A 16,401-nucleotide genomic window follows, 5' to 3' on the forward strand; every position below is an offset into this window, starting at 1 on the left:
AGACCTCGGTCGTCGAGGGGTTTTCTTCCGCTTACAGGTGGAACTCATCACCCAGGTAGACTTCCTTGACCTGCTGATTGGCCAGGATGGCTTCAGCATTGCCGGAGGCGATGATATGGCCGCCGGAGACAATGTAGGCGTTTTCACAAATATCGAGGGTTTCCCGCACGTTGTGATCGGTGATCAGCACACCAATGCCTTTATCTCGCAAATGCCGGATGATGTGTTTGATGTCGCTGACCGAGATGGGGTCTACCCCGGCGAAGGGCTCATCCAGCAGAATAAACGCAGGTTCCATGGCCAGCGCTCTGGCGATTTCGACGCGCCGCCGTTCACCACCGGACAGCGACATACCCAGGCTGTCCCGGATATGGGTGATGTGAAATTCCTCGAGCAGTTCCTCAAGTTTGGCTTCCCGCTCAGGCCGTTTCATGCCTTTTCGGGTTTCCAGAATGGCCATGATGTTGTCGCGCACGGTCAGTTTACGGAATACCGAGGCTTCCTGGGGCAGGTAGCCGATGCCTTTGCGTGCCCGGCCATGCATGGGTAGGGGGGTGATGTCCTGGCTGTCAATGGTGATTCGGCCGCGGTCGGAGGGTACAAGCCCGACAATCATGTAAAAACAGGTCGTTTTCCCGGCGCCGTTGGGGCCGAGCAGGCCTACGATTTCTCCAGACCGGATTTCCAGAGACACATCGAGAACCACTTTTTTCTGTTTGTAGCTTTTTGCCAGGTTGCTGGCCCTGAGAACTGCCATCAGTAACCTATTCGTCTGAGGGGTTGCTGGAGCCGCGAGGCTGAATCACCATTTCCACCCGGCCAGAGCTCTCTTCCGAAGGCGTGCCGCCTTCTGCAGTGACCACCCTGCGCACGGTGTCGTATTGGATGACGTCGCCCCGGAACACATTGCTGCCCTGTTCAATCACGGCCTGGCGCTCGAACGTCAGCCGGTTTTCCGCCGCTGACCAGGTGATGGTCCGCGCCCGGGCGTCTGTCATGGCTTCACCTTCCCGTGCCGGCTGGCGATATCGGGCGGGTTCGCCGCTTGCCTCAATCCGGCTGAGACCTTCGGGGCTTCGATACAGTACCACCCGTTCTGCGTTCAGCTGGGTGGCCCCCTGAACCAGTTCAACGTCGCCGGTGTAGATGGCGGTCCCTTCGGTATCGTCCAGGCGGGCGGAATCAGCGCTGACCTTGATGGGGGTGTCGGAATCCAGATCAAACGCGGTTGCCGGGCTGGCCAGCATCAGTGCGGCCAGTATGGCCGGCAGTCGGTGTGTGCGCTTACCTGATGGTTTCATATTGCCCTTCCACCCGGGAGTTGAGTTCCAGTATGCGTTCGTTTACCCAGGCTTTCATGCCATTGGCCTCGGTAACGCCGAACGGTTCGGTAATGGTGACCGGTTGATCGGTGTATACCGTGCCCTGGCGGTTATCCAGGGTCAGTGATTCGGTTTTCAGGGTGGCTTCAGAGTCGCCGGTTTGCCGGAGTACCACTACGTTGCCCGTCAAGGTCAACTGATCATCGTCTTGCCGGAGGCTACCTTCATCCGCTTCGATTATCCATGGTGGGGTAGCCTGTTCGCTGAAAATCCTGGCCCTTGGAGCATTCATGGTGGCGTAGTTGGTGTCTTCAAACTGCTCAATTCGAGGGCTGGATATCGACATCTTAAGGTTGCCGTGTTCGTCCCAGGTTGTGTAGCGGCCCTCGATGATAAAACTGTCGGGTTCCGACGGGCCCCTGAGTTCTGCGGCATCGCCCCGCACACTGTCACCTTCCTCGTTCTGCCACATCAGGAAGACGGTCGCGAGAACCGTGGCTGCCAGCGCCAGGGTTCGAACCCAGGGGTTGCGAACGATGTCCGGCAGGGCCCCCGGGATCATGACCGCTTGCCCAGATAGGGGGCCAGAGTGGCGCCCAGCCGGTTCTGCGCCCAGAGTATCAGGTCACATGCTTCACGCACGGCGCCGTGCCCCCCCGGGGCCTGAGTGCAATAGTCGGCTTGCTGACGCACTAGCCAGTAGCCGTTGGGCACGCTGATACCCAGGCCGGCGAATGTCAGGGCGGGCAGATCAGGCAGATCATCGCCCATATAGGCAATCTGGTCCGGAGCGATATCCATGCCTGCAACCAGTTCCTGTAACGCAACTTTCTTGTCTTCCCGGCCCTGCATCAGGTGCGGGATGCCGAGGTCGGTCATCCGTTTTTCTGTCAGTGGTGACCGGCGCCCGGTAATGACTGCCACGGTAATTCCAGCCTTCATCAACTGTTTCAGGCCCAGACCATCCAGTATATTGAACGCTTTGAGTTCGTCGCCGGCAGCGCTGAAATACAACCGGCCGTCGCTCATGATGCCGTCTACGTCCAGGGCGATCAGGCGAATTCTGGCGGCTTTTGCCTTGAGCGTGTCGTCCCAGCCGGTGTGCACAGGCGGTGCGAAGTCACTCATTAAATCACCCCCGCACGCAGCAGGTCATGCATGTTGATGGCGCCAACCAGGTTGCCGTCGTCGTCGGTGACGGGCAGGGCATTGATCTTCATCTCTTCCATGATGTTCAGTGCCTCGGCCGCCAGGTGGTCAGCCTGAATGGTTTTGCCGTGGCGGGTCATGACGTCCCGGATCGGGGTGGTGTGAACGTCGACGGATTTGTCCAGGGTCCGGCGCAGGTCGCCATCGGTAAATATGCCGGTCAGATGCCCCTGGGCGTCCACGATGGTGGTCATGCCCAGCCCTTTACGGCTGATCTCCAGCAGGGCGCCGCTGAGGGTGGTAGTTTCAAGAACTTTGGGAATCTGGTCGCCGGTATGCATGATGTCAGAAACCCGCAGCAGCAAGCGCCGTCCCAGACTGCCGCCCGGGTGAGAGAAGGCAAAGTCTTCGGCACTGAAGCCTCGGGCTTCCAGCAGGGCTACGGCCAACGCATCGCCCATAACCAGGGTTGCTGTGGTGCTGGATGTGGGTGCCAGGCCAAGCGGGCAGGCCTCCAGGGCAACGCTGACATCCAGATTGGCGACCGCTTCCTGAGCCAGCACAGAGTTCGGGTTGCCGGTCATGCTGATCAGCGGTGCCCCCATGCGTTTGATCAGCGGCAGAATAGTCACCACCTCGCTGGTGCTGCCACTGTTGGAGATGGCAACCACCACATCTTGTGGGGTGATCATGCCCATATCGCCGTGGCTGGCTTCACCCGGGTGAACAAAAAAGGCGGGCGTGCCGGTGCTTGCCAATGTGGCTGCAATCTTGTTGCCGATATGGCCGGATTTACCCATGCCGGTGACCACTACCCGGCCTTTGCAGGCCATGATAACGTCGCAGGCTCTGGTGAAGTCGCCGTTGATACGGCTTTCCAGGGCTTCGATAGCTTCCCGCTCGATGCGGATGGCTCGAACTGCTGAGGAGCGGTAGTCGGGGGTGTCTGGAGCGTGTGAATCTGTCATCTCGGCGGATAGTCTGCTCGGTCGGTCTGGTTTGCCCGGCCAAACGTCGGTGATCGGGCGACTGAATCGTGAGTATATCATTGTTGAGACGCGTGGCAGCCAACGTTCAGGGAAACTGATCATTGCCATCAAGACATTTTACGTAGCTTTAACCGGCTTTTCATTGAGCTGAAGCGGCGCATGTCATAATGTAGGTGCTCTTTAATCAGGATGGATTATGGCGTCATCTGCATACATAAGCCTTAACGACGTGGTGTTTTCCCGCTCCGGCCGGCGCATATTCGATGGTGTCTCGCTGGATATTCCGAAGGGGCGGATCACCGCGATCATGGGCCCCAGTGGCACCGGTAAGACCACGCTGTTGCGACTGATTGGCGGCCAGCTGCGTCCCGACTCCGGTCAGGTGGTGGTGGCAGGCCGTGAGGTGCCAAAGCTCAAGCGCAAGGAATTGTACGTGCTGCGGGAAAAGATGGGCATGCTTTTTCAGAGTGGCGCCCTGTTCACCGACCTGAGTGTTTACGAGAACGTTGCCTTTCCTTTGCGGGTTCACACCCGCCTGCCGGAAGATATGATACGGGATATCGTGCTGATGAAGCTCGAAGCGGTGGGCCTGCGTGGTGCCCGCAGATTGATGCCTTCTGAACTGTCCGGCGGAATGACTCGTCGGGTGGCGCTGGCCCGCAGTATCGCGCTGGACCCGGAGCTGATCATGTACGACGAGCCTTTCGCCGGGCAGGATCCCATTGCCATGGGGGTTCTGGTCAAGTTGATCCGCGATCTGAACAGCTCCATGGGCCTGACCAGTGTGCTCGTTTCCCATGACGTGCCGGAATCCCTGAGTATCTGCCACTACGCGTGCATCATTGCGGATGGCAAGGTCATTGGTGAGGGAACTCCGGATGAACTCAGGGCGCACCCCTCCGAGCGGGTTCAACAGTTCCTCAAAGGCCAGCCCGACGGCCCGGTGCCGTTCCATTACCCGAACAGCGATGCAGCGTCTGATTTCGGTATCTGCGGGGGTGGCGCATGATGGATCTCATAGCGGCCCTGGGGCGAACGGGTCTTGATGTTATTGCGTCACTGGGGCGGGCCTGTCAGTTTCTGGTGGGCGTTGTCGGGGGCGTACCGAAGCCCTCTGTAGGTTTTCCGCTCCTGGTAAAGCAGTTATATGCAGTTGGTGTGCTGTCGCTGGCCATTGTGGTGGTGTCGGGTTTGTTCATCGGCATGGTGCTCGGTCTTCAGGGGTACACTATTCTCAGCGATTTTGGTTCGGAGGCGGCCATCGGCCAGATGATCGCATTGACCCTGGTGCGTGAACTGGCGCCAGTGGTGGCGGCACTGCTGTTTGCTGGCCGTGCTGGTTCTGCGTTAACCGCCGAAATCGGTCTGATGAAAGCGACCGAGCAACTCTCCAGCATGGAAATGATGGGGGTCGACCCGTTGCGCCGGGTGATCGCCCCAAGGTTGTGGGCGGGTTTTATTTCACTGCCCATTCTGGCCATGATATTCGCGGTGGTTGGCGTCTGGGGTGGCATGTTGGTGGGTGTTGAGTGGTTGGGTGTATACGAAGGTTCATATTGGGGCAATATGCAAGCCTCAGTGGACTTTGTGGATGACGTTCTCAACGGGCTGATCAAGAGTGTGGTGTTCGGTTTTGTCTGCGCCTGGATCGCGGTGTACCAGGGTTATGACTGTGTGCCCACCTCAGCAGGGATCAGCTCAGCCACCACCAAAACCGTGGTGTATTCATCTTTGGCGGTTCTCGGCCTGGATTTCGTGCTGACCGCTGTCATGTTTGGAAATTTCTAACAGGTATTCCGGGAGCCTCTCATGGCACAACGAACAACAGAAATCATCGTCGGTCTGTTTATTATCGCCGGTCTGGCTGCCTTGCTGTTCCTGGCGTTGCAGGTCAGTGGCCTGTCCCCCAAGGCTGCTGGCGCTACGTACAAGCTCCACGCAAACTTTAACGATATCGGCGGGCTGGCGCCCCGGGGCCGGATATCCATGGCGGGTGTGACGGTAGGCACCATTGAGTCGATCACTCTGGACCGGGAAACCTTTCAGGCCAGGGTGACCATGTCTATCCACAAAGGCGTGGATAACATCCCGGCGGACAGTGCAGCAGTAATACGTACATCCGGAATTCTGGGGGAGCAGTACATTGATATCTCCATTGGTGGGGATCTTGAGTCCTTGAAAGAAGGCGATACCTTCTATTCCACCCAATCTGCCATGAATCTGGAACGGATGATCAGCAATTTCGCCTCGGGCCGGTGAGGCAACGGGAATAAACGCACAGGAGACTGCAATGCTTGTTTTGAAACAACGCCTTATACTGATACTCGCCCTGTTTGCAGTAGGGTTCGGCCAGGCCTGGGCAGGGCCGGAAGAAGAGCTCAGGCAGTATGTGGATGACAATACCCAGAAGTTGGTAAAAAAGCTTCAGGCGGAGAAGGGCCTCTACGCATCCGACCCGGAAGCCTTTTACGCGAGCATGGATGAAGCCCTTGACCAGTTCGTAGATTTTCGTCGCATTGCGGCTCGGGTAATGGGCCGCTACGCCCGGCAGTCGACGCCAGAGCAGCGCGATGACTTTGTCGAGAAGTTCAAGCGCAGCCTGTTTGACAGTTATGCCCAGGCGCTGGTGTCGGCCGATGATTTCACCATCCAGGTGAAAGAGGCGTCCATCATGGCCCAGAACAACGATCGCGCAACCGTGCAGATGGAAGTCGTCACCTCTTCCGGTAATCGCTATCCCGTCACCTATTCCATGTACCGCGATGCCGAAGGTCGGTGGATGATGGAAAACGTCATCGTTGAGGGTATCAATATCGGCCTGGCTTTCCGCGACCGCTTTGCCCAGGAAATGGAGGCTAATCGGGGCCAGATTCAACTGGTCATCGATGGTTGGAGCGACGCGGTGGAATCGCTGAACCTGGACGAGGAAATTGACCAGTCATGACCAGTGACGCGCCTGCGGTCATTTTGGATGGTACTACATTGCGGGTAACCGGATCGGTTGATGCCGATTCGGTGATTCCGTTGCGCAAACAGGGTGAACAGCTAATCAAGGGTGCCCAGAGCTCGCTTACGGTCGACCTTGCCGGGCTGGGCACCGCCCACAGCGTGGTGCTCTCGATGCTTTTATGTTGGCATCGGCTGGCGCTCAGTCAGCAAGTATCTCTCACCTTCGAAGGCGCCAGCGACCGCTTGCTGTCGCTGGCTGCACTCAGCAATCTTAAAGATCAGATTCCCGGATTTGCCTCACACAGCTGACCGGCGCCCGGGAATTGGTTACAATTCCGCCCCTGATTTCAATACAGCCGAGGAATCCCTATGGACGCCGCCCAGGTTACCGATCTAGTAAAACAAGCACTGCCCGATTGCGAAGTGCAGGTGCAGGTTGATGGCAACCATTACCTCGTGGTCGCGGTGGGTGAGGTATTCGAAGGCCTGCCAACCATCAAACGGCAGCAAATGATTAACAAGGTACTGTTCCAGCACATCATGGACGGCACCATTCACGCCCTTCACCCGAAAGCCTACACCCCGAGCGAGTGGGCCGAGCGGCAGGCCAACGCCTGAACCGAACAGGACAGATATTGTGGATAAACTTCTGATCAGGGGGCGCAAGCCTCTGGATGGCGAGATTCGCATCTCCGGTGCCAAGAACGCGGCGCTGCCGATTCTGGCAGCTACCCTGCTGGCGGATGAGCCGGTGACCGTTGGCAACCTGCCGCACCTGAACGACATCACAACGATGATCGAACTGCTTGGCCGGATGGGTGTCGAGCTGCTGATTGACGAAAAGATGAGTGTTGAGGTTCACGCCAACACCATCAAGCATTTTCATGCGCCCTATGAGCTGGTCAAAACCATGCGTGCTTCCATTCTGGTGCTTGGCCCGCTGGTAGCCCATTTTGGTGAAGCAGAGGTTTCTCTGCCTGGCGGCTGTGCCATCGGTACCCGCCCGGTCAACCTGCACATCCACGGCCTGGAACTGATGGGCGCGGACATCAAGGTTGAGAATGGTTACATCAAGGCCAAAACCAATGGTCGCCTGAAAGGTGCCCATATCTTCATGGACACGGTAACGGTAACCGGCACCGAAAACCTGCTGATGGCTGCAACCCTGGCTGAGGGTAAAACCATCCTCGAAAACGCTGCCCGGGAACCGGAAGTAGTGGATCTGGCCGAATGCCTGATTGCCATGGGCGCCGACATCAAGGGCCATGGCACCGCCACTATCGAGATCAATGGCGTAGAGCGCCTGCACGGTTGCCACTACAACGTGCTGCCGGATCGCATTGAAACCGGTACCTATCTGGTGGCTGCGGCCGCCACGGGTGGCCGGGTGAAGGTTAAAGATACCCGCGAAGACTTGCTTGAGGCGGTATTACTGAAGCTGGAAGAAGCAGGCGCCCACATCACCACCGGGCCGGACTGGATTGAGCTGGATATGAAGGGTAAGCGCCCGAAGGCGGTTAACCTGCGAACGGCGCCATACCCCGCATTTCCGACGGATATGCAGGCCCAGTTTGCGGCGATGAATGCCGTCGCCGAGGGCACGGGGACCATTGTAGAGACGGTCTTTGAGAACCGCTTTATGCACCTGCAGGAGCTGATTCGCATGGGCGCGGATATCAGTCTGGAAGGTAACGCCGCCATCATTAAAGGTGTGGAGCATCTGACGGGCGCGCCGGTTATGGCCACGGATCTGCGAGCCTCGGCCAGTCTGGTTATCGCAGGCCTGGTGGCTGATGGCGACACCATCGTAGACCGCATTTACCACATAGACCGTGGCTATGAATGTATTGAGGAAAAACTGCAGCTGCTGGGCGCAAGTATTCGCCGTTTGCCGGCATAATGAACCAACGGGACCCGAAAAGACCCATGACAGATTCCATCACCATCGCCTTGTCAAAGGGACGAATTCTCGAAGAGACCTTGCCGCTGCTGGCGGAGGCCGGTATTGAGCTGGTCGACGACGTGAAGAAGTCCCGCAAGCTGGTGTTCCCGACCACAGACCCGAACGTGCGGATTCTGATTATCCGTGCCACCGATGTGCCCACTTATGTTCAGTATGGCGGGGCCGATCTTGGAGTCACGGGCAAGGATGTGCTGATGGAGCATGGCGGGGAAGGTCTGTATGAGCCGCTGGATCTGAACATTTCCCGCTGCAAGCTGATGACCGCGGGCAAGAAGGGTGAGCAGCCGCCGGCCGGGCGAATCCGGGTGGCCACCAAGTTCGTCAATCTTGCGCGGCGTTATTATGCGGCTCAGGGGCGGCAGGCGGATATTATCAAGCTCTATGGGGCAATGGAGCTGGCGCCGATTCTGGATCTGGCGGATGAGATTGTCGATATTGTGGATACGGGCAATACGCTGAAGGCCAATGGGCTGGAGCCTCGGGAGCTGATTGATCATATCAGTTCGCGGTTGGTGGTTAATCGGGCTTCTATGAAGATGAAGCATGGGCAGATTAATCCCATCATCGAGAAAATGGCGGTTGCTGTGGATCGCCGTCGGGGTTCTTAGGAGTAAGCCTTCCTTTTTCGTTGGGTGCATGTCAGCCCTCGGGTAGGCCTTTCCAAAAACCGCTACGAGCACATCCATGTGCGCTTCTCTCAGGCCATCCTTGGCCTTCGAAATTTTTGGAAAGGCCTACCCGAGGGCTTCCGTGTACTTTCGAGGTGGAGGCCCTATCTATTCAAATCCCGAACTGTTGGCGGGTAATCCGACGGAAATCAGTATTCAATCCAACGCAGGATTAAAGCGATGAACGACAGAATCACCAGACTGACGACAACCCAGAGCGACTTTGACAGCGCGCTCGCCAAGCTGCTGGCGTGGGATGACAGTGTTGACCATCAGGTGAATGAGTCGGTTCGGCATATCCTGCGTGAGGTGAAAACCCGTGGCGATGCGGCGGTCCTGGAGTTTACCGAGAAGTTTGACCGGTTGAAGGTTGGCTCCATGGCGGAGCTGGAGATGGACGAGGGTCGTCTTCAGGCGGCGTTGGAGCGGATTCCTCGGGATCAGCGGGTGGCTTTGGAGAAAGCGGCTGAGCGGGTCCGGGATTATCATGCGCGGCAGGATCAGAAGTCCTGGCAGTATGAAGACGAGGACGGAACGCTTCTCGGGCAGAAGGTGACGCCGCTGGATCGGGCGGGTTTGTACGTGCCCGGTGGTAAGGCGGCGTATCCGTCTTCGGTGCTGATGAATGCCATTCCGGCGAAGGTGGCGGGTGTCGGTGAGTTGATCATGGTGGTGCCGACGCCGGATGGCGTGGTGAACGACATGGTGCTTGCGGCGGCCGCGATTGCCGGGGTTGATCGGGTGTTTACGCTTGGCGGTGCGCAAGCTGTGGCGGCGCTGGCATACGGTACCGAGACTGTGCCGGCAGTGGACAAAATTGTGGGCCCAGGGAATATTTTTGTGGCTACAGCCAAGCGGGAAGTGTTCGGGGTTGTGGGCATTGATATGATTGCCGGCCCGTCGGAGATCCTGGTGATCTGCGACGGCAAGACAGATCCGGACTGGATCGCGATGGATTTGTTTTCCCAGGCCGAGCACGACGAGCAGGCCCAGAGTATTCTGATCAGCCCGGATGCGGCTTTTCTGGATGCGGTGGAAGCCAGCATCAACAAGCTGCTGCCGACCATGGAGCGGGAGGAGATTATTCGCACGTCCATGATTGGCCGTGGTGCGCTGATTCACGTGGCCGATTTGAAGGAAGCGGCGGAAGTCTCCAATCGGATTGCTCCGGAACACCTGGAACTGTCGGTGGAAGATCCGCAGGCGATGTTGGACGACATTCGCCACGCCGGCGCCATTTTTATGGGCCGTTACACCGCTGAAGCCCTTGGTGACTACTGCGCCGGCCCGAACCACGTGCTGCCTACCAGCGGTACGGCAAGGTTCAGCTCGCCGCTGGGCGTTTACGATTTCCAGAAACGCTCCTCCCTGATCGGCTTCAGCCCCGAGGGTGCCGACCGGATGGGGCGGGTCGCCTCTGTGCTGGCGCGGGGCGAAGGTCTGACGGCTCACGCCCGTTCAGCGGAGTACCGTATTAAGGACTAGGCTGTTTGCACCGGCTGGTTGTTCTGGCTTGGGAGCGGGAGAGCGGGGCTGGAAAGCCTTTCCAAAAACCGCTACGAGCACATCCATGTGCGCTTCTCTCAGGCCATCCTTGGCCTTCGAAATTTTTGGAAAGGCTTTCCAGCCCCGCTCTCTGCTAACCTCTGAGCAACCAGCCTGCATCATCGCGGCATGTTTTTTGTTTTATGGCACCAATTTGGAGTGCGTATCCCATGAGTAAGTACTGGAGTTCATTGGTTAGCCAATTGCAACCTTATGTACCGGGTGAACAGCCGAAGATGGCGAACCTGGTCAAGCTGAACACCAACGAAAACCCCTTCGGGCCGTCCCCGAAGGTGATCGCTGCCATTCAGTCTGAGCTGAATGACAACCTCCGCTTGTACCCGGACCCGGAAGGGCAGGCGCTGAAAGAGGCGATTGCTGCCTATCACGCGGATTACGGTATTTCCGCCAAGCAGGTGTTCGTGGGTAACGGTTCAGACGAGGTTCTGGCCCACATCTTCCAGGGCTTGCTCAAACACGACAAACCGATTCTGTTTCCGGATATCACTTACAGCTTCTACCCGGTGTACTGTGGCCTGTACCAGATCGAGAGCGACGTCATCCCATTGACTGACAGCTTCGAAATCAACCCGGACGATTACAAACGCCCCAACGGCGGCATCATCTTCCCGAACCCAAATGCTCCGACTGGCCGTTATTTGGGGCTGGAGCATGTGGAAGACATCCTGCAAGCCAACCCGGATAGCGTAGTGGTGGTGGATGAAGCCTATGTAGACTTCGGTGGTGAAACGGCTATTTCACTGGTCAACCGCTATCCGAACCTGTTAGTCAGCCAGACTCTGTCCAAGGCCCGGTCTCTTGCTGGTCTTCGGGTAGGCTTTGCCGTGGGTAATGAGGAATTGATCGAAGCGTTGAATCGGGTAAAAGACAGCTTCAACTCATATCCGCTCGATCGCCTTGCTCTGGTTGGCGCGATCGCCGCATTTGAGGACCTAGAGTGGTTTGAGAAATGTTGTGGTGGTGTGATTGACGAGCGTGAACGCGTAACCTCTGAACTGGAGCGCCTTGGCTTTGAAGTTCTGCCCTCAAAAGCAAACTTTGTCTTTGCCCGGCACCCGAGCCACGAAGGTGCCGATATTGCCGCCAAGCTGAGAGAGCAGGGCATTATCGTTCGTCACTTCAATAAGCCGCGGATTAGCGACTTCCTGCGAATTACCATTGGCACCAGAGACCAAAACAGTTCTTTGATCAAAGGCCTGGCTTTTCTTTAAGCTGGCGCAACACTCGAACGAGGAATCGGCGCGCATAAAGTTCGGCTGCAAGGTGCAGGATGGCCTTTCCAAAAATTTCGAAGGCCAAGGATGGCCTGAGAGAAGCGCACATGGATGTGCTCGTAGCGGTTTTTGGAAAGGCCATCCTGCACATTGCTTCCCCATGAACTGAGTGCGCCGATCCGACCTCAGAAGCACCGCACGATGGGGAGGCAAGCACAAACATGGCAAACCGAAACGAGATCCTCGCCAAAATCAACGAATGGCTTCAGCCGGAAGGTTTTCAGGACTACGCCCCGAACGGTCTGCAAGTAGAGGGTAGCGAGAACGTACGCGTTGTCGTGTCCGGGGTAACCGCATCGCAGGCGTTGATCGACGAAGCGGTGAAACATAACGCCGATATGATTCTGGCCCACCACGGCTACTTCTGGAAAGGCGAGGACCAGACCATCCGCGGCATGAAAAAGAACCGCATCAAACAGTTGCTGGATAACGAGATCAATCTGGTGGCATACCACCTGCCGCTCGATGACCACCCTGAATACGGCAATAACCGCCAACTCGCCAATGTCCTGAATATCCAGAACCCCGCGCCGATCGGCGGACTGGTTTGGCAGGGTGAGCTTTCCGAGCCAATGACTCCGGAAACGTTTGGTCTCCACATCGCCAGAGCCCTTCACCGGCAGCCACTTCATGTTGGTAATGGCCCCGAAAAAATCGAAACCGTAGCCTGGTGCACTGGTGCTGCCCAGGGGTTCATCAACATAGCCTTGAATGCGGGTGTTGATGCTTATATCAGCGGTGAAATTTCCGAGCCCACGACGCATACAGCCAGGGAATGCGGAATCCACTACTACGCGGCTGGTCACCATGCAACTGAACGCTATGGCGTCCAGGCGTTGGGAGAGGCGTTGGCCAGAGAATTTGGTGTGAGGCACCAGTTCGTCGATTGTGATAACCCGGTATAGAGTATTGGTTGGTTCTCGTCGGAAACCCTCACAAATGTTCCGAGGCTATCTGATTTCGTGGGTCGTGGGAGGTCTCGGTGGAGTCAGGTTGGTCAGTCAGGGGGTAGGGCTTCCAAAAATGTGCGGAGCCATGGATGGCGGAGCAGAAGCGCCACATGGATGTGCCGAAGGAGCGGTTTTTGGAAGCCCTACCCCCTGACTGACCATGCACAGAGCCAGAAGGCTATTTAAGGTAAGGCTCCAAGCCAAAACTCCCGTCTGGCGCTGGAACTAGGAGCTCAAGCAGACCGCTTGGTACCATCCGCATTCAGGCCATAATCTTCGGCCAACGTGCCTTTGTCCTCAGGATCAGCCTTCGGCGCATAATCCCGTGGTGGCTCTGAGTTTTCATCACTGCCGTGCTCCAACCGGCCAGAGCCGTCCTGTCCAAGCTCTTCCAGCCAGTCCTCATCATTGCAAAGCCGGTTCGCGCCACGGGCCATATGCTGATTCACATCGCGATAGGCATCATTAAACCGGCGCAGCAAATGCGCAGACTCCATGAAATGCTCATTCACCTGTGCCTGATAGCGAGTAAACTCACTGCGCAATTCTTCAATCTGCTGCTCTGCCCGGCGCTGCCGAAGTGTTGCTCCCTGGCCCGAGCGGCCCACCAGAATCCCGATGACAATGCCAACCACCAACGCGGCTACCGCCGCCAGAATCAGGTTTGTCATATAATAACGTCCTTTCGTTGCATGCGAGTGAGCTATTCCTCATTCAAAGAGTATAACTCCCCTGACTGATTGAGCCCATGGCCAGGTACTGAGCGAATCGTCGTATTGCCCTGGTGTCCCGTCTGGCTAAGGAATAAGCCAGACGGGACACCAGCACCCGTCCGGCGTGGCGAAAAAGTGCGAAATAAGCGACAATACCGCGCCGAAAATCCAACACCATTACAATCCCGGGAAACCCTGATGACAGCAGCCATGTCTTCTGAAACCGTCGCGAACCTGAGCCCTTGGGAACGTTACCAAAAGGATCTTGAACGCCCGGACTTTCACAAAGACCCGGCCCAGGAAGATGCCATCCGCCGCCTTCAGGCACTGTACGACAAACTGGTCGATGCCGAAAGTGATCGCCACAAAGGTCTGGCGAAACTGCGCCGTAAATTGAAGAAAGGCAAAGAAGACCCAGTCAAGGGGCTCTATTTCTGGGGTGGTGTGGGCCGCGGCAAGACCTATCTGATGGACACTTTCTACGAGGCATTGCCGTTTGACCGCAAGATGCGGGTGCATTTTCATCGCTTCATGCAGCGGGTTCACAATGAACTTAAACAGCTTAAGGGCGAGAAAAATCCGCTGGACCGGGTGGCCAAAAAGTTTGCCGATGAAACCCGCGTTATCTGCTTCGATGAGTTCTTTGTCTCCGATATCGGTGATGCGATGATCCTCGCTACCCTGATGGATGGCCTGTTTGGTCGCGGTGTTACCCTGGTATGCACATCGAACATCGTGCCTGATGGCCTCTATAAGGATGGCTTGCAACGGGCCCGTTTCCTGCCGGCGATCGAGCTGGTAAAGCAGCATACCGATGTGGTGAACGTCGACGGCGGCGTGGACTACCGGTTGAGAACCCTTGAGCAGGCAGAGCTTTACCATTGCCCGTTGGACGATCAGGCCGATGTGAGCCTGCGCACCAGCTTTGATGCCCTGGCGGTCGAGGCAGGCAAGCACAGCAAAACCATGGAAATCAACGGCCGCAAAATTCCGGCGGAGGCCCACGCAGACGACGTGGTGTGGTTTGATTTCAAATCCGTGTGCGATGGCCCACGCAGCCAGAACGACTACATCGAAATGGCGCGTCAGTTCCACGCCATCATCATCAGCAACGTGCCTCAGCTTGGTAAAAACAATGACGACCAGGCTCGTCGATTTATCAATATGATTGACGAGTTCTACGACCGAAACGTCAAAGTCATCATCTCGGCAGCCGCCCCGATCACCGAGCTCTACACCGGCGGCCGCCTGAGCTTCGAATTCGAGCGCACCGAATCCCGCCTGCTGGAAATGCAATCCCGGGAATACCTGGAAGCGCCCCATAAGCCATAGGGTCTGTCCCCGAACGGGGACTGACCCATTTTGGAACCCAGCTCCAGAAAAGAGGTCTGTCAAAGGGTCTGTCCCCGAACGGGGACTGACCCATTTTAGAGCCCAGCTTCATAAAAGTGGGTCAGTCCCCCTCCGGGGACAGACCCGTTACCAAGAGAGGTCACAAATGAGCCAAGACAACGTAGTCATAGTAAGCGGCGTACGCACCCCAATGGGCGGATTTATGGGCAGTCTCGCCCCGGTCTCAGCCCCTGAACTGGGCGCCATCTCCATCGCCGAAGCGGTCAAGCGCGCTGGCCTGCAGCCCGCCGATATCCAGGAAGTCATCATGGGCAACGTGCTGCCTGCCGGCCTCAAGCAAGGCCCGGCCCGCCAGGCCATGCGTAAGGCCGGCTTGCCTGACAGCACCGGTGCCACCACCATCAACAAGCTGTGCGGCTCCGGCATGAAAGCGGCCATGCTGGCCCATGACCTGATCAAGGCAGGCACCAACGACATCATGGTCGCCGGTGGTATGGAAAGCATGTCCAATGCACCTTACGTGCTGCTTGGAGCCCGCCAGGGCTATCGTATGGGGCCCGGGCAGGCTCCGCAGGATCATATGTTCCTGGACGGTCTGGAAGATGCGGAAACCGGTCGCCTGATGGGTTCCTTCGCCCAGGAAATGGCAGACAAGAAAGGCTACAGCCGGGAAGACATGGATGAGTACGCCATCCAGTCCCTGACTCGTGCCAAGAAAGCCATCGAAGAAGGCTTGCTGAAAGAAGAAATCATCCCCGTCACTGTAAAAACCCGCAAAGGCGAGGTGGTGGTGGAAGACGACGAGCAACCCCATGCCGCCAACATCGAAAAAATCCCGACCTTGCGCCCGGCATTTGCAAAAGATGGTACCGTGACCGCAGCAAACGCTTCATCTATTTCTGACGGCTCCTCCGCTCTGGTTCTGATGCGTGAATCCGAAGCCCAGAAGCGCGGCTTGAAGCCGATGGCCCGTATCGTGGCCCACAGCACCCAGTCCCAGCACCCGAGCGAGTTCACCTGCGCCCCGGTGGGAGCCATTGAAACCCTGTTCGCGAAAACCGGCTGGACCAAAGACGACGTTGATCTTTTCGAAATCAATGAAGCCTTCGCCATGGTTGCCATGATGCCGATCAAAGAACTTGGCCTGGACCCGGCCAAGGTGAATGTGCATGGCGGCGCCTGCGCCCAGGGCCATCCGGTCGGCTCCACCGGCTCCCGTCTGCTGGTCACGCTGATGCATTCATTGAAGCACTACGGCAAGAAAAAAGGCGTTGCCGCACTGTGTATTGGCGGGGGTGAAGCCACCGCCATGGCCATCGAAGTTCTGTAACACAGTCAAAGTGGTTGCACTCCCGAATCTTGTCTATAGTGAGGGAGTGCGAAAACACGGCTAAACGGAGAGTGACAGCAAAATCATACTTTTGACTGATCAAAGCCCCCAAAGGCCTTAGCTATAGTGCAAGCATCAGGGCACTGTATGCACAGCCGCCAAGACACCAAAATCA

The 16,401-nt window shown here is 57.2% G+C and carries 19 protein-coding genes; 13 read left to right on the plus strand and 6 right to left on the minus strand.

The features are described 5' to 3' along the window. Positions 1-31: 31 nt before the first annotated feature. Genes lptB through ACZ5Q2_RS10180 form a run of 5 tightly spaced genes read right to left on the minus strand, consistent with a single transcriptional unit; the run spans position 32 to position 3,439 of the window. Complete coding sequence (gene lptB, locus ACZ5Q2_RS10160) at positions 32-757, minus strand: LPS export ABC transporter ATP-binding protein (RefSeq protein WP_432210182.1); 726 nt, start codon at positions 755-757, stop codon at positions 32-34. A gap of 7 nt (positions 758-764) precedes the next feature. Further along, a complete protein-coding gene (lptA, locus tag ACZ5Q2_RS10165; RefSeq protein ID WP_432210181.1) occupies positions 765-1,301 on the minus strand; it encodes a lipopolysaccharide transport periplasmic protein LptA in 537 nt (178 codons plus the stop codon). After that, the gene (lptC, locus tag ACZ5Q2_RS10170) at positions 1,285-1,884 is read right to left on the minus strand and encodes an LPS export ABC transporter periplasmic protein LptC (protein ID WP_432210180.1); all 600 of its coding nucleotides are present in this window, start codon (positions 1,882-1,884) and stop codon (positions 1,285-1,287) included. The genes lptA and lptC overlap by 17 nt, the downstream gene beginning before the upstream one ends. Continuing rightward, a complete protein-coding gene (locus ACZ5Q2_RS10175) occupies positions 1,881-2,450 on the minus strand; it encodes a KdsC family phosphatase (RefSeq protein ID WP_319634618.1) in 570 nt (189 codons plus the stop codon). The genes lptC and ACZ5Q2_RS10175 overlap by 4 nt, the downstream gene beginning before the upstream one ends. Further along, positions 2,450-3,439: a KpsF/GutQ family sugar-phosphate isomerase gene (locus ACZ5Q2_RS10180; RefSeq protein ID WP_319634617.1), complete on the minus strand. Its 990-nt coding sequence runs from the start codon at positions 3,437-3,439 to the stop codon at positions 2,450-2,452. Before ACZ5Q2_RS10180 ends, ACZ5Q2_RS10175 begins: the two co-directional genes overlap by 1 nt. Positions 3,440-3,656: 217 nt before the next feature. On the opposite strand from ACZ5Q2_RS10180, the gene ACZ5Q2_RS10185 reads away from it, so the two are divergent. From ACZ5Q2_RS10185 to ACZ5Q2_RS10235, 11 genes are all read left to right on the plus strand, one after another. Then, a complete protein-coding gene (locus ACZ5Q2_RS10185) occupies positions 3,657-4,469 on the plus strand; it encodes an ABC transporter ATP-binding protein (protein ID WP_061331527.1) in 813 nt (270 codons plus the stop codon). After that, positions 4,466-5,248 (plus strand): lipid asymmetry maintenance ABC transporter permease subunit MlaE, encoded by a 783-nt coding sequence (mlaE, locus tag ACZ5Q2_RS10190; RefSeq protein WP_432210179.1) that lies wholly within the window; start codon positions 4,466-4,468, stop codon positions 5,246-5,248. The genes ACZ5Q2_RS10185 and mlaE overlap by 4 nt, the downstream gene beginning before the upstream one ends. 21 nt (positions 5,249-5,269) lie before the next feature. Beyond that, positions 5,270-5,719, plus strand: coding sequence for an outer membrane lipid asymmetry maintenance protein MlaD (mlaD, locus tag ACZ5Q2_RS10195; RefSeq protein WP_432210178.1), 450 nt, complete (start codon positions 5,270-5,272; stop codon positions 5,717-5,719). Positions 5,720-5,750: 31 nt separating this feature from the next. Then, complete coding sequence (locus ACZ5Q2_RS10200) at positions 5,751-6,404, plus strand: MlaC/ttg2D family ABC transporter substrate-binding protein (protein WP_432210177.1); 654 nt, start codon at positions 5,751-5,753, stop codon at positions 6,402-6,404. Then, a complete protein-coding gene (locus ACZ5Q2_RS10205; protein ID WP_432210176.1) occupies positions 6,401-6,718 on the plus strand; it encodes an STAS domain-containing protein in 318 nt (105 codons plus the stop codon). The genes ACZ5Q2_RS10200 and ACZ5Q2_RS10205 overlap by 4 nt, the downstream gene beginning before the upstream one ends. A 60-nt stretch (positions 6,719-6,778) precedes the next feature. Beyond that, positions 6,779-7,027, plus strand: a complete 249-nt coding sequence (locus tag ACZ5Q2_RS10210) for a BolA family protein (protein WP_061331522.1) — start codon at positions 6,779-6,781, stop codon at positions 7,025-7,027. A 19-nt stretch (positions 7,028-7,046) separates the two neighbouring features. Further along, positions 7,047-8,309 (plus strand): UDP-N-acetylglucosamine 1-carboxyvinyltransferase, encoded by a 1,263-nt coding sequence (murA, locus tag ACZ5Q2_RS10215; protein WP_152438669.1) that lies wholly within the window; start codon positions 7,047-7,049, stop codon positions 8,307-8,309. A 26-nt stretch (positions 8,310-8,335) separates the two neighbouring features. Continuing rightward, positions 8,336-8,980, plus strand: a complete 645-nt coding sequence (gene hisG, locus ACZ5Q2_RS10220; protein ID WP_319635670.1) for an ATP phosphoribosyltransferase — start codon at positions 8,336-8,338, stop codon at positions 8,978-8,980. Positions 8,981-9,220: 240 nt separating this feature from the next. Next, complete coding sequence (gene hisD / locus ACZ5Q2_RS10225) at positions 9,221-10,525, plus strand: histidinol dehydrogenase (RefSeq protein ID WP_432210175.1); 1,305 nt, start codon at positions 9,221-9,223, stop codon at positions 10,523-10,525. 230 nt (positions 10,526-10,755) lie between these two features. Then, positions 10,756-11,817, plus strand: coding sequence for a histidinol-phosphate transaminase (hisC, locus tag ACZ5Q2_RS10230; protein ID WP_432210174.1), 1,062 nt, complete (start codon positions 10,756-10,758; stop codon positions 11,815-11,817). Between the two features lie 224 nt (positions 11,818-12,041). Next, a complete protein-coding gene (locus tag ACZ5Q2_RS10235) occupies positions 12,042-12,785 on the plus strand; it encodes a Nif3-like dinuclear metal center hexameric protein (protein WP_058092006.1) in 744 nt (247 codons plus the stop codon). A gap of 278 nt (positions 12,786-13,063) precedes the next feature. Here the strand turns inward: ACZ5Q2_RS10235 and ACZ5Q2_RS10240 are convergent, their stop codons facing one another. After that, positions 13,064-13,501: a Z-ring associated ZapG family protein gene (locus tag ACZ5Q2_RS10240; protein ID WP_058092005.1), complete on the minus strand. Its 438-nt coding sequence runs from the start codon at positions 13,499-13,501 to the stop codon at positions 13,064-13,066. 276 nt (positions 13,502-13,777) lie between these two features. Between ACZ5Q2_RS10240 and zapE the strand changes: the two genes are divergently transcribed. Together zapE and ACZ5Q2_RS10250 are read left to right on the plus strand one after the other, a co-directional pair. Further along, positions 13,778-14,875, plus strand: coding sequence for a cell division protein ZapE (zapE, locus tag ACZ5Q2_RS10245; protein ID WP_432210713.1), 1,098 nt, complete (start codon positions 13,778-13,780; stop codon positions 14,873-14,875). Between the two features lie 166 nt (positions 14,876-15,041). Continuing rightward, entirely contained in the window at positions 15,042-16,226 is a 1,185-nt protein-coding gene (locus tag ACZ5Q2_RS10250; protein WP_061331515.1) for a thiolase family protein, read from the plus strand. Positions 16,227-16,401: the final 175 nt, after the last annotated feature.

It is taken from the genome of Marinobacter alkaliphilus, assembly GCF_055394375.1.